The sequence below is a fragment of the Chishuiella changwenlii genome (assembly GCF_900142565.1).
GTDB classification, from domain to species: Bacteria; Bacteroidota; Bacteroidia; order Flavobacteriales; family Weeksellaceae; genus Empedobacter; species Empedobacter changwenlii.
In genome coordinates this window covers 281592-294137 of the sequence record NZ_FRBH01000006.1, presented here as the reverse complement: position 1 = coordinate 294137, position 12546 = coordinate 281592, and the positions used below count along the sequence as shown (strand labels likewise).

Sequence of the window (12546 nt, the reverse complement as noted above, 5' to 3'; positions counted from 1 at the left end):
CTAATTTTAAAATTGAAAATTGAAAAGCTTAAAACCCCTTATGTCTAAACCAACAACTCTCCTATTGTCTTAGATTTCATTTCAGTTTCTCTCCATTCATTTTCTGGAACAGAATCTGGCATAATTCCCCCACCTACATATAAATTAACTTTATTAGAGAAAATTTTGGCACAACGAAGATTAACAAAATACTCTGATTCCTCTCCATTATCATATCCCATAAATCCTGCATAAAAAGAACGATAATAACCTTCGTTTTCTACAATGAAATTTTTAGCATCATTTTTAGGCATTCCACAAACTGCTGGTGTTGGATGTAAATCAAATAACAAATCTTTTATTTTCGATTTGTCTTTAATTTGCGCTGTAATAAATGATTTTAAATGTTCAAAAAAGCCAGCATTTACAGAAAAAGGCCCTTCTACATCTACATACTCTGAATAGCTCTCAAATATTGATGAAATATAATCTGTTACAACTTGTTGTTCGTGGTATTCTTTTTCTGTCCAATCGTCTTCTTTTGCTTTTGTACCTGCAAGCGAAACCGTTTGTATTAATTGATTCTTTTCTTTGAATAATAATTCTGGAGAAGCACCAATCCAAGATCCTTCTTCTAAATCGTAGCGCAAATACACATACGCATTTGGATAGTATTCGTGTAAACTTTTAAATGTTTCGGAAAGATTAACATCTTCCTTTTCCAATTCTTTTACACGACTAATAACTATCTTTTTTGTTAGAGAATTACTTTTTAATTCATCAACAGTTTTTTGAATTAAGTTGATGTAATCATCGTATTCAATTGCTTCTTTTTGAGAAGAAACAGGTAAATCTAATTTAAAAAAAGGTAAATCACTAACAGGAATTTCAATTACGTTATCGTCATTAAATTCTATTAACTGACTATTATCAAAACTATTACAAATAAATTTACGTTCAGTTTTTGTTTCTTTATTTTCCCATAATTCGACTACTTCGGAATTTGGTTTTCTAAAAAGGATGAATGGTTTATTTTGGCTAATTAATCTTTCAAGTTTTTCTATGAATATATTAAGCATTTCTTTTTGGTATAATTGCATTCGTTAGATGAGAATAACAAATTAATTTATCATCTTCATCTTTAATTTCAATTTTAATTAAATGAGAAGTTCGTCCTTTTTTTACTACAGTTGCATAACCATAAACAACACCTTCTTTTTTAGATCGTAAATGATGCGCATCTATGTGTTGTCCTACAGCAACAAAATCATCAGATTGTAAAATAAAATTAGACAACGTACTTCCTAAAGTTTCTGCTAAAACAACTGATGCACCACCATGTAATAAACCAAATGGTTGATGAACTTTTGATGTTACGGGCATTTTTGCTGTTAAAAAATCTTCTCCAACAGCGATATATTCAATTTCTAAAGTCTCTATTAATGTATTTTTAGACATTTTTTGAAGAACTTCTAGGTATTTTTTTTCATTCATATTAATGAATTTTTTTATTGTATAATTCTGGATATTTAGGTGTGATATTTTTATAGAAATCTTCTATTTCATCCATTACTTCGTTTAGGCTTCTATTTTCTGTAATAACAACTTTAGAAATTCCTGCGCGTTTTTTTGCAAAATCACAGTAGGCTAAAAGAATGGGAACTTCTGCTTTTTGAGCAATATAGAAAAATCCATTTTTCCATTTCTCTGCACGAGAACGTGTTCCTTCTGGCGTATTAATTAAATACAGTTTATCAGATTTTTTTAATATATCAGATGCAAAATCTACCATATTATGACGCTGAGAGCGATCAATTCCTATTCCACCCATTTTCTTTATAAAAAATCCATACCATGGTTTTGTCCATGCATCTTTTATAAACATTTTCATTGGAATACCCATTTGCCAAAAAGCCAAGATGGTGTAATAAAAATCCCAATTAGAAGTGTGTGGAGCACAAACCAAGATGCATTTATCTATGTTTGATAAATCGATATGATTGTCCAATTTCCATCCTCCTAATGAATAAAGTAATTTTCCTAAGATTTTTTTCATATATAGGCTTTATAGCTAAAGACAAATTTAAAAAACTTGTTTAGATAAAACTAAAGAATAACCAAAAACAAAAAAGGCATTTCTAAATAGAAATGCCTTTTGATATTTTATTTTACTTACTTCAATAAGTTTTATGCAAAGAAATCAACGATTACTTGAATGATTTCCGTAGTTAATGTTAATAGAATCTGTATCATCTTTATAGTGTATTTCTTGTTTATTTTTATCTTTAGTATCAGATTTACTTGTTCCAACTCCAACAGTATTACCGCCTTGTTGTACTCTAAATCCATTTTTATCTATGATAAACTTTGCTGAATCTGATTCTCCGTTAATATTAATCTTAATATTTTCATTCTCAGAATCCTCGTCATCATTTTCGCAATTCAAACATACGAATTTTTTTCCATTATATCCTATTATATTATTATTTAAATCGTATAAATAATTATTATCATGATCGTTACTAAGTATTGTAACTCTATCCGTATTGTGGACGTTTATCAATTTATTTTTAGGAACATAAAGCTTAATTTCAACAGATTGCTTTCTAAATTTTCCATTTTTAGCTATCTTAATAAAGTCATCTAAGTATAATTTACTGTTATCTAATTTAAAATTATATTTTATTGATTCTAAGTTGCGTTTTGCTTCTTCTTTACTACCACCTTTAGAAGTATATTTTAATTCGATATAAAAATTATTATCTATACTTTCCTCTAAATCAAACCCTTCATTAATGTTGCTAATTAAATTACCTTCACCATCAATTAATTGATCTAGTTCATTAAATGTATTGTACTTAAGATTTCCTTCCTCATTCTTTCTGAAGTAAACTTGTAACGTATCAGATGAAATGTTGAATTGTTTTTTAGTTGACATTTCTACAGAGTTACGGAATTTACTTGCTGTACTTAATGAAATTCCAATTATTGAAAATAATGCTAAGAACCAAATAACAACAGAAGTAATAACAACTAACTTACTCACCTTAACTTTATTCCAAAAACATTTTACTCCTAAGATTATTAAAAGAACACCAGGAATTACCATTAAAATTCCTCCAAGTATTTTGGCAGCAAAGCTCATCCACTCTTCTTCTACAATATATCCGAATAATTCTGTAGGAATTTCTGTCCAACTTGTAAAGAAGAAGAAGAAACCTCCTATAATTAATCCAATACCAGTAGATAGAATAATAAACCCTATAAACCAAAGAATTAATTTCCCTAAGATTCCAAATGCTCCTCCTATTTTATTACTTAATTCTTTACCTCCACTAACTACAGCATCAGAAGCCTGTTCTACGTTTTTTTTTAACGTATCTATATTTGCAGGTTGTCCATACATCTGTAATTTTTCTGATGTCGTTCTTGCTTTGGGAACAAAAATTAATAGAATAAAATAACATAAAAGAACAAAGAATAAAGAAACTCCGGCAGTAAAAATACCTAACAATCCTAGTACTAACCAAATTGCTCTTACAAACCAAGGATCAACACCCATATAGTGAGCCAAACCAGCAGACAATCCTGTTACAATTGTATCATCTGGATCTCTAAATAAACGCTTAGAGCTTGTTTGTTGTCCCCCATAAGATTGACTATTCGTGTAAGAAGATTCTTTTCTTGATGAAGTACTTTCTTCTTCCTCATCTTCTACTTTATATTGATCTGGATGACCCATTGTTGCAATAACATAGTTAATATCATCCTCACTTACTACCTCTCTAAACTTTAATCTCTCTCTAAATAGTTCTGAGATGCGGATTTCTACATCTTCAATAATATCTTCTACACCTTCTGTTCCTCTTAAAGAGTTTTTAACATCTTGTAAGTAGATTTTTAATTTATTATAAGCAATTTCGTCTAAAACGAAAGAAAATCCTCCTAAACTTATTGATACTGTTTTATCCATTTTTGTGCGTTTGTGTGGTTACTTTATTCACAGCATCTATAAGCTGTTCCCAAGTTTCTCCTAATTCTTTTAAAAACTCTTCCCCTTGTTCAGTAAGAGCATAATATTTGCGTGGTGGTCCTGATGTTGATTCTTCCCAACGGTATTGCAAAAGTTCATCATTTTTTAATCTTGTTAAAAGCGGATATAAAGTTCCTTCAACTACAATCATTTCTGCTTTCTTTAATTCGTCGATGATGTCTGACGCATATGCATCTCCTTTTTCAATTATGCTGAGAATACAATATTCTAGGACGCCTTTTCGCATCTGTATTTTTGTTTTCTCTATATTCATAAGAACGTCTTGTTTATTTTGTTATACAAATATATGTAATAATTTTAGTATTATGCAAAACAAAGTACTGAATTTTCACAAATATTTTTAATATTTTTTGAACAACTGCCTATTAATGAGGGTTCATTAAAAAATATTTTTTTGAAAAAAAATTATTTATTTATCATTTTGATACAATTTCTTAATTTAAGAAAGCTTTTTTAGGGTATCAATAATTAGTATATTTGCATAAATCGTACTCACACAATGAAAAAAATAATCGGTAGCGCAATGGTTTTGTGCTCTATCTTAGCATCTTCATCTGCTTTTGCTTGGGGATTAACAGGACACCGCGTTGTTGCACAAATAGCAGAACAACACATTAACAATAAAACAAGAAAAGAAATTTCTAAAATTATTGGACCTCAAAAATTAGCTTATTGGGCGAATTGGCCAGATTTTATAAAATCTGATGATTCTTGGAAACATGCAGATTCTTATCATTACGTAAATATTCCTGGAAACTTAAACAGAGAACAGTTTAACACGGCTTTAGAAGCTACTTCTGAAGAGAACATGTACAAGAAAGGGTTATTTTTAATTAACGAATTAAAAAATAACAAGTCACTTACAAAAGAACAAAAACAACACGATTTATATTTCTTAATCCATATTTTGGGTGATGCACATCAACCTTTACATGTTGGTAGACCAGATGATTTAGGAGGAAATCGTATTAAAGTAGAATGGTTTAGAGATAAAGTAAATATCCATACTGTTTGGGATTCTAAGTTAGTTGATTATGAAAACTATTCTTATACAGAATATTCTAATTTATTAGATATTAAAACAAAAGATGAAGTAAAAGAATTACAAAAAGGTACTTATGCTGATTGGATTTACGAATCATATACTATTGCAAACAATATTTATGGAAATGTAAAAATGGATGACAAATTAGGTTACCGTTACCATTTTGATAATAAATATATTGTAGAAAGTCAATTATTAAAAGGAGGTTTACATTTAGCGACAGTTTTAAATGATATTTTTAAATAAGAATAAGAAAATCAATTCATAATAAAATAGACTCCTAAAAGATTACTTTTAGGAGTTTTTTTATAATTTAATAATTTTATATAGTAATTATCAAATTGAGATATTAATAATGTTAAATGCTTAAAAATATATTTTTTATAACAAATATTTAGTAATTTAGTGCAAACTATAACTAAACTATCATGAAGGACACTTACTCATTATCAATTATTTATGAAGTCAAGACTAGATATAATAGTCTGAATCATGAATTTCAGATAACAGAATTTAAAACAAATAATGCTTTAAAAAATCGACAACAAGCTTTTCGATTTATTGAAAATTATTTAGAAGTTATTACGAACGAAGGTTTAATACAAATCAGTAGTAATTTAATTAATCAAAATGCTATTCAACAAGCTAATCTTGAAATATCTACACCAAATGAAGATAATTTTGAAAAATTAAAATTATTTAATCAAGAAACTATAGCATTTATTCCAAATACAGATTTATTTCCTGACGGTATTAGCGTATCATTTAAGTTAAACCAAGATTTTGAAGGCTTAAAAAAAGATAAGAAATATGAAATTTTCAATTTAAAAGCTCCTCAAGATATCAACTACACTCTACAAATAAATAACTTAATTTTAGAAAATAAATTATTAAAGAATGCTGGTTATAAGATAAGTAAACTAGAAGTTCCTATGTCAAAAGAGCTTTTACCAAGCTTTAAAATAAAACCGAAAAACTTTTTAATTCTAGACACCCCTTTCCAATGGAATAATATTATTAAACAAGTATTTATTAATAAATTATATGATGAAAATTTATCTTATAATTTAATCTACGAACATTTAACTAATTCTGAAAAGTATGATTATGTCAACTTTTTAGAAGAAAATTGTTTAGTTGAAATTGAGAAAAATATTTATGCTTTATTACATGAAAGAGGCGGTTTTTTATTCATAGGCTATCATCCAGAGAATTTAGTAGAAAGTGTAATGTGTGACGATGATATAATGGACTATTATCATCTTTTAAATTTCATTTTTTCTAAGGATAAATATCTATACAAAAACATTAGCTTAAATATTATCAATTACGAAGACTTTGCAGTTTTAGCCGTAAGCGTTTATCCTTTAAACGAAGAATCTAAAAAACAACATGCTTACAATGGAGATAAAATTTTTGTTAGACTTAATAATAAAATTGTACGATTAAATGAAGAATTAGAAGATTAATTAATAAAACTTCTATTTTTTATTTTAAAATCATATTTAATATCAAGACATCTTAAAGATGTCTTTTTTTATTTATCAAATTGTGCTAATTTAGGGACAATTTGTAAAATTTAAGTTTCATGAAATTAATTAACACACTTACCTACTCTACTTTATTATTATCTTCAATTGCTATTCATGCACAAGAAAAATTAAATCCGACAGTTCAGAATTTTGTTAACGAAATAGAAACTAATTCTCAATTAGAGAAAATGTCTGTTGAGTTACTTGATGGTATTGGACCACGTTTAGTTGGAACTCCACAAATGGATCAGGCAGGAGATTGGGCTATTAAAACATTAAAATCTTGGGGTATTGATGCTCGTAAAGAAGAATATGGAACTTGGAAAGCTTGGGAAAGAGGTTTAACGCATGTTGATATGACTTACCCAAGATTAAAATCTATAGAAGCTACTCAACTAGCATGGTCGCCAGCAACAAAAAAAGCCTTCACTGCAGATGTTGTTGCAATGCCTTTATTTAAAACAAAAGCAGAATTTGATGCTTGGTTACCAAAAGTAAAAGGAAAAATTGTATTAATAACACAAAACCAACGTTATGGACGTTCAGATTATCAATACAAAGAATTTGGTAGAGAAGAATTATACAAAAAAGTAACAGAGACTAGAAAAGCCGAAGCTGAGGCTTGGGCGAACTCAATAAAATTAACGGGGTATACAAACAATACATTACCAGAAGTTTTAGAACAAAATGGTGCTGCTGCAGTTGCTATTTCTAATTGGACTGGAATTATGGGTGCTAACAGAATTTTTGGTGCTAAAACTAAAAAAATTCCAATGTTAGATATTTCTAATGAAGATTATGGTTTATTATACCGTTTAGCAGAAAGTGGAACAACTCCTAAATTAACTGTAAATGCAGAATCTAAGCACAACGGAACTGCAAAAACTTTTAATATTGTTGGTGAAATAAAAGGAAAAGAAAAACCTAACGAATATATTATTCTTTCTGCTCATTTTGATTCGTGGGACGGAGCACAAGGTGCAACAGATAACGGAACGGGTACAATTACAATGTTAGAAACAATTCGTACTATCAAAAAATTATATCCAAATAATAAAAGAACAATCCTTATTTGTTTATGGGGAAGTGAGGAACAAGGTTTAAACGGTTCTCGTGCTTTTGTGGAAGATCACCCAGAAATTATCAAAAATACACAAGCAGTTTTCAATCAAGATAATGGAACTGGTCGTGTTGTAAATATTAACGGAAGTGGTTTCGAGAAATCTTACGAATACATGACACGTTGGTTAGCTGCTACACCAAATTCTGTTCGTAGCGAAATAAAAACAGATTTCCCTGGAATGCCAAGTGGTGGTGGTTCTGATCACGCATCATTTATTGCTGCTGGAGTTCCTGCATTTGGTTTAAGTTCTTTACATTGGGGATATTTTAACTATACATGGCACACAAACAAAGATACTTACGACAAAATTGTTTTTGAAGAAATACAAAACAATGCCATCTTAACAGCTACATTAACTATGATGGCGGATCAAGAAAAAGACTTAGTAAACCGTGAAAAACGTGCTTTACCAACAGATAAAGAAGGAAAAACTGTTGAATGGCCAGAAGTAAAAAGCCCTCAAAGAAATTCTGAAAATTATTTAAAATAATTAATGAATCGTTATTTGTATTTCGAGATGTGAAATTTAGATTTCTAATTACTCAAATCTAACACCTCATATCTTATTCTATAACGAGATTTATCCATACAAAAAAAGCTGTTTTACATTTTGTAAAACAGCTTTTTTATTATTCTTTATTTAGAAAGTCTTAATGTCCTCCTTCAGATTTTACTTCACTTAAATCTATTCCTTGATTTTTAAGAATAATTGGTGATATAATAGCATAAAATGCTAAATATGAAAAACAAAAAACACCAACAATGTAGCTTAAATGAATAGAAGTTGCATCGGCTAATAATCCTTGTAAAAAGCTCATGACACCACCTCCCATAATCATCATGATTAAGAAACTACTTCCTTGAGATGTATTTTTACCTAATCCTTTTATAGCTAAAGCAAATATACCTGGCCATAAAGTACTACAGAATAATCCTACACTAGTAATTGCATATACACTTACTATTCCACTTGTATTCATACCAATTAATAAAGCTATTATTCCTAAGATAGAAAAAGTTAGTACCATTCGTGCCGGATTTCCTTTTGTAGAAATATCTGCTATAATTAGTAATAAAATAAAAACAGCATAGAAATAGAAAGGTTTTAAATCGTGACCTGCAAGATGGTTTACAAATAAGAAAACACCAAATGCTAAGAAAGGCGCAACAAACTTAAGAATTAATGTTTTTGTTTTATCTAAACCAAAAGCTTCTGCAGCTCCACCCCAACGACCAATCATCATACTTGCCCAGTAAAGAGATACATACGGTGCAACTTGAGAAATTGAAAACCCTAATTCTTTTTCCATATAATCTGGTAAATTACTAGCGGTTGAAACCTCAACACCAACGTAAAGGAAAATAGCAATCATTCCTAAGATTAATTGTGGGTATTTTAAAGCTGAAGATCTATCTTTTATAACAACTGAATCATCAATTGTATCCTCTTCTTGTTTTGGATGACTTGGTAAAGCAGAAAATTTAAGAAAAATTGCTACAAGTAAAAATGCTAATCCTAAACATAAATATGGAATTTTAACACTCTCTATACTTAATGTAGAACTTGCATTTTCTGCGTTCCCAAAAATTGCATAAGCAACAATTAAAGGACCTATAGTTGTTCCAAAATTATTAATTCCTCCAGCTAATGTTAAACGTTGTGATCCTGTTTTTGGATCTCCTAAAGCAATTGCCAAAGGATTTGCTACTGTTTGTTGTAAAGAAAATCCTAAACCAACTGTAAATAACCCAGATAACATTAAAGGAAATGATTCCAAGTTTACTGCTGGAATAAATAATAATGTTCCTAAAGCAGAAACTAATAAACCTAATGATAAACTATTCTTGTAACCTAATTTATTCACTAAATCTTTACCCATAATAACAGAAACAATCATATAAATAATTGATCCTACTGTATAAGCGATGTAAAAAGCTAAAGATACTAATTGACTTTCTCCTTGCGATAAATCGAAAGCTTTTTTGAAAACAGGAATTAAAATATCATTACTTGCTGCAACAAATCCCCAGAAGAAGAAAACTGTAACTAATGGAATGAACTGTCCCCAATTTGTTTTTTGTGTTTGACTCATTTTTTGTAATTGTGTTTATTGTAGTAATTACTTATTTTTTCGCTAAATATAGGCGATTTAAAGTGTATTTTGCAAATACTTTTTTATTCAAAATAGAATTTAAATTAATCCCTATTTAACATTAATTTGAATGTTATTCTTTGTTGAATTAATAACTGATTGATTAATAAAATCAAAAACTTGATTAAGATGTTCTTGTTTTAACCCAGACCATTCGTGTTTTCCAGATGTAGAGAATATTGACAAAGAAGCTTGTTGATACTTTCTACTTAATGCATCTAAAGAATATGATCCATTTAAAGGAAAAAATCCTGGTTGATTATCTAAACAACTTCTGTGTGGAGCATCATAAGCTGGTACAACATCGTCACTTAATCCATGCACATAAACTGTAGGTATAATATTAGATTTAGTTACGAAACGATTATCTACAATTGCTCCTGCATAACTTACTAAACCATGTACTATAACATTATCAAACTTATTCCCAAACCATAAATTTCTCAAATAATAAGCATTTAATATAGCTTCTGCTCCTGCACTACTTCCTCCTAAAATAAATTTATTCATTGTCATGCTTAATTCTGGTTGATTATTTTGAATATAGCTTAATGCTTTCAAAACATCAAAAGAAGCTTCTTTAAAAATATTTAATTTCTGATCTTTAGGTAACTCACAACCAAATCCTTCTGGTGTATTAGCTAATAATCTGTATGAAATAGATATTGCGATAAAATCTCTATTTTGTGCATCTTTCATACGAGCTACTTCTTCTTTATCTGCTCTAGTTCCTCCAGAAAAACCTCCTCCATGTACCCATGCAAATACATTGTACATTTTATCTTTTCTATAATTTTTTGGATAATAAATATCAAAAGCTAAATTATTCTCTTTGTCATAAACAACTGTTTTCTGACCAAAAGAAAAACTACCAAAAACTAAAAGTATTAACGTTATATATTTCATTATTTTACATTTATTATTGATGATTTTTTACTGATACCATTTTCATTAAAGGCTTCTATTTGGAAAAAATATTCATCGGAAAAATCCATACCAGTAAAGTAGTATTCTGTATTATTATATACCATAATACTACCATATAATTTATCAGATTTTTTACCAAAATAGATTACATATCCATCAGCATCAGGATTTTGTTTCCATTTTAACCAAGCACTTCTTCTCTCTCCTTTCTTTTTAGGCTCTGTACGAAGTACGATAAAATTTTCGACATTTTTAGGAACTTCTCCATTTCCTTTTCCAAAAATTCTTAAACCAGAAATAGCAAATTTACCTGTAGGCATTTTAATGTTTTCTAATTTCACATAACGATATTTTACAGGCTTATCTAGCTCTATATAATCATGTGGAACATCTTTTGTATTTTTTGATTTATCTGTAATTACCGACCATTTCTTTAGGTCGTTAGAACCATATAAGATATATTGATGACTTTTACCAATCGTTTTTCCTAAGAACTCTGCATCTTGATCGGCATAGTTAATCTGAATAGCATGAATAGTTAATTGATCTTCTAAATCTGAAATAATATTTTCCCCTTTATTTCCTGTTTTTGCAGACCAATAAGTCTTTATATCTTCATCTACTAAATAGTTTGCTTTATATCCACCCAATGTAGAAGAAACTTGTACTGGTTTATTAAAATTTAATAACATCCAGCCTGGTGTATTATTTTGGGTGTGATTAACTGATTTTTTTGGTAAAAATGTGGGATAATCTCCGTAAGCTGTATTAGAATATAAAATTCCATCTTGATCGAATCCAGAAGGAAATAAAACATTTCTACGTTCAAAGTTATTTTTAAGAGAAATAATTCCTGTCGTTATATGCCACCAGTTTTTATAATTATCCTGAAAAGTGGCTCCATGTCCAGCTCCACGTATAAAACCACCCGGTTTATATGAAAATGGATTATGCGATTGATATTGAAAACCTCCTAGAGGTTTATCACTTACATAAACACCATCTCCATATCCAGAAAATTCTGTTCCGGGTGCTCCATACTGTAAATAGTATTTCCCATTATGTTTCGTCATCCATGCACCTTCCATAAAAGGTTGCAAGAATGTATTATCATTGTATTCTCCAAATCTTTCCCAACCATGCTCTTGATCGTTTAAAGTAATTAATTCTACTTTTTCTCCAATCGGTTGAAAAGTCTTTCTGTCTAATTCTTGTCCGTATAATGGATAAACATTACTCGATCCCCAATAGATGTAAACTCTATCTTGGTCTTCGTCATAAAAAATATCAGGATCCCAAGCGCCAACTTGAAAATCATCTACTAAGGATTCCCATTTATTATTTTTAGGATCAGAGCTTTTCCATAAAGTAAACTCTTTTGTATGTGTTGAACCAATAACAACTAAATCGTCTCCGATAGAGCGAACAGCTGGCGCACACAATTCGTCGTAAACTTTATTTTTATCTCGCAAAAATTTACGTTCTACAAAATGCCAATCAGATAAATCGTCACTCCACCAATATCCCCATTGATTGGTTGAGAATAAATAGTAAGTACCTTTATGATTTACAATTACCGGATCTGCTGTAGCACGATGTTTCCCGTTTGTAGCAAATGCTGGAATTGGTGTATAACCATAATCTAAATTCATCGGATTAGCATACGTTTTGTTTTGCCCAAATACATGAGAAAACATTCCAAAAACTGCTAAAAAAAGAAACTTTTTTTTCAT

11 protein-coding genes are annotated in these 12546 nt (G+C 29.3%); 3 read left to right on the top strand and 8 right to left on the bottom strand.

What is annotated here, in order from left to right:
- Nucleotides 1-44: 44 nt before the first annotated feature.
- The 5 genes from BUA86_RS09105 to BUA86_RS09085 form a co-directional block, all read right to left on the bottom strand.
- Nucleotides 45-1058 (bottom strand): isochorismate synthase, encoded by a 1014-nt coding sequence (locus BUA86_RS09105; RefSeq protein WP_178300410.1) that lies wholly within the window; start codon nucleotides 1056-1058, stop codon nucleotides 45-47.
- Nucleotides 1051-1473 carry a PaaI family thioesterase gene (locus BUA86_RS09100; protein WP_072931978.1) on the bottom strand — a complete coding sequence of 141 codons (423 nt, stop codon included), beginning with the start codon at nucleotides 1471-1473 and terminating at the stop codon, nucleotides 1051-1053. Before BUA86_RS09100 ends, BUA86_RS09105 begins: the two co-directional genes overlap by 8 nt.
- A gap of 1 nt (nucleotide 1474) precedes the next feature.
- A complete protein-coding gene (locus BUA86_RS09095) occupies nucleotides 1475-2035 on the bottom strand; it encodes a 1-acyl-sn-glycerol-3-phosphate acyltransferase (RefSeq protein WP_072931976.1) in 561 nt (186 codons plus the stop codon).
- A gap of 144 nt (nucleotides 2036-2179) precedes the next feature.
- Nucleotides 2180-3952, bottom strand: coding sequence for a PspC domain-containing protein (locus tag BUA86_RS09090; RefSeq protein WP_072931973.1), 1773 nt, complete (start codon nucleotides 3950-3952; stop codon nucleotides 2180-2182).
- Nucleotides 3945-4286 carry a PadR family transcriptional regulator gene (locus tag BUA86_RS09085; RefSeq protein ID WP_072931952.1) on the bottom strand — a complete coding sequence of 114 codons (342 nt, stop codon included), beginning with the start codon at nucleotides 4284-4286 and terminating at the stop codon, nucleotides 3945-3947. The genes BUA86_RS09090 and BUA86_RS09085 overlap by 8 nt, the downstream gene beginning before the upstream one ends.
- Nucleotides 4287-4532: 246 nt before the next feature.
- On the opposite strand from BUA86_RS09085, the gene BUA86_RS09080 reads away from it, so the two are divergent.
- From BUA86_RS09080 to BUA86_RS09070, 3 genes are all read left to right on the top strand, one after another.
- Nucleotides 4533-5324, top strand: coding sequence for a S1/P1 nuclease (locus tag BUA86_RS09080; protein WP_072931950.1), 792 nt, complete (start codon nucleotides 4533-4535; stop codon nucleotides 5322-5324).
- 182 nt (nucleotides 5325-5506) lie between these two features.
- Nucleotides 5507-6547, top strand: coding sequence for a hypothetical protein (locus BUA86_RS09075; protein WP_072931948.1), 1041 nt, complete (start codon nucleotides 5507-5509; stop codon nucleotides 6545-6547).
- A 119-nt stretch (nucleotides 6548-6666) separates the two neighbouring features.
- Nucleotides 6667-8223, top strand: coding sequence for a M20/M25/M40 family metallo-hydrolase (locus BUA86_RS09070; RefSeq protein WP_072931946.1), 1557 nt, complete (start codon nucleotides 6667-6669; stop codon nucleotides 8221-8223).
- A 160-nt stretch (nucleotides 8224-8383) separates the two neighbouring features.
- Here BUA86_RS09070 and BUA86_RS09065 read toward each other — a convergent pair whose 3' ends face one another.
- From BUA86_RS09065 to BUA86_RS09055, 3 genes are all read right to left on the bottom strand, one after another.
- Entirely contained in the window at nucleotides 8384-9826 is a 1443-nt protein-coding gene (locus BUA86_RS09065) for an MFS transporter (protein ID WP_072931937.1), read from the bottom strand.
- Between the two features lie 111 nt (nucleotides 9827-9937).
- Nucleotides 9938-10792 carry a carboxylesterase family protein gene (locus BUA86_RS09060; RefSeq protein WP_072931935.1) on the bottom strand — a complete coding sequence of 285 codons (855 nt, stop codon included), beginning with the start codon at nucleotides 10790-10792 and terminating at the stop codon, nucleotides 9938-9940.
- The gene (locus BUA86_RS09055; RefSeq protein ID WP_072931933.1) at nucleotides 10792-12546 is read right to left on the bottom strand and encodes a family 43 glycosylhydrolase; all 1755 of its coding nucleotides are present in this window, start codon (nucleotides 12544-12546) and stop codon (nucleotides 10792-10794) included. The genes BUA86_RS09060 and BUA86_RS09055 overlap by 1 nt, the downstream gene beginning before the upstream one ends.

Bases quoted from the DNA above. Each gene is read 5' to 3' on its own strand.
- BUA86_RS09055 (WP_072931933.1), bottom strand. From the start codon at position 12,546: ATGAAAAAAAAGTTTCTTTTTTTAGCAGTTTTTGGAATGTTTTCTCAT.
- BUA86_RS09100 (WP_072931978.1), bottom strand. From the start codon at position 1,473: ATGAATGAAAAAAAATACCTAGAAGTTCTTCAAAAAATGTCTAAAAAT.
- BUA86_RS09085 (WP_072931952.1), bottom strand. From the start codon at position 4,286: ATGAATATAGAGAAAACAAAAATACAGATGCGAAAAGGCGTCCTAGAA.
- BUA86_RS09070 (WP_072931946.1), top strand. From the start codon at position 6,667: ATGAAATTAATTAACACACTTACCTACTCTACTTTATTATTATCTTCA.
- BUA86_RS09080 (WP_072931950.1), top strand. From the start codon at position 4,533: ATGAAAAAAATAATCGGTAGCGCAATGGTTTTGTGCTCTATCTTAGCA.
- BUA86_RS09095 (WP_072931976.1), bottom strand. From the start codon at position 2,035: ATGAAAAAAATCTTAGGAAAATTACTTTATTCATTAGGAGGATGGAAA.
- BUA86_RS09090 (WP_072931973.1), bottom strand. From the start codon at position 3,952: ATGGATAAAACAGTATCAATAAGTTTAGGAGGATTTTCTTTCGTTTTA.
- BUA86_RS09105 (WP_178300410.1), bottom strand. From the start codon at position 1,058: ATGCTTAATATATTCATAGAAAAACTTGAAAGATTAATTAGCCAAAAT.
- BUA86_RS09065 (WP_072931937.1), bottom strand. From the start codon at position 9,826: ATGAGTCAAACACAAAAAACAAATTGGGGACAGTTCATTCCATTAGTT.
- BUA86_RS09060 (WP_072931935.1), bottom strand. From the start codon at position 10,792: ATGAAATATATAACGTTAATACTTTTAGTTTTTGGTAGTTTTTCTTTT.
- BUA86_RS09075 (WP_072931948.1), top strand. From the start codon at position 5,507: ATGAAGGACACTTACTCATTATCAATTATTTATGAAGTCAAGACTAGA.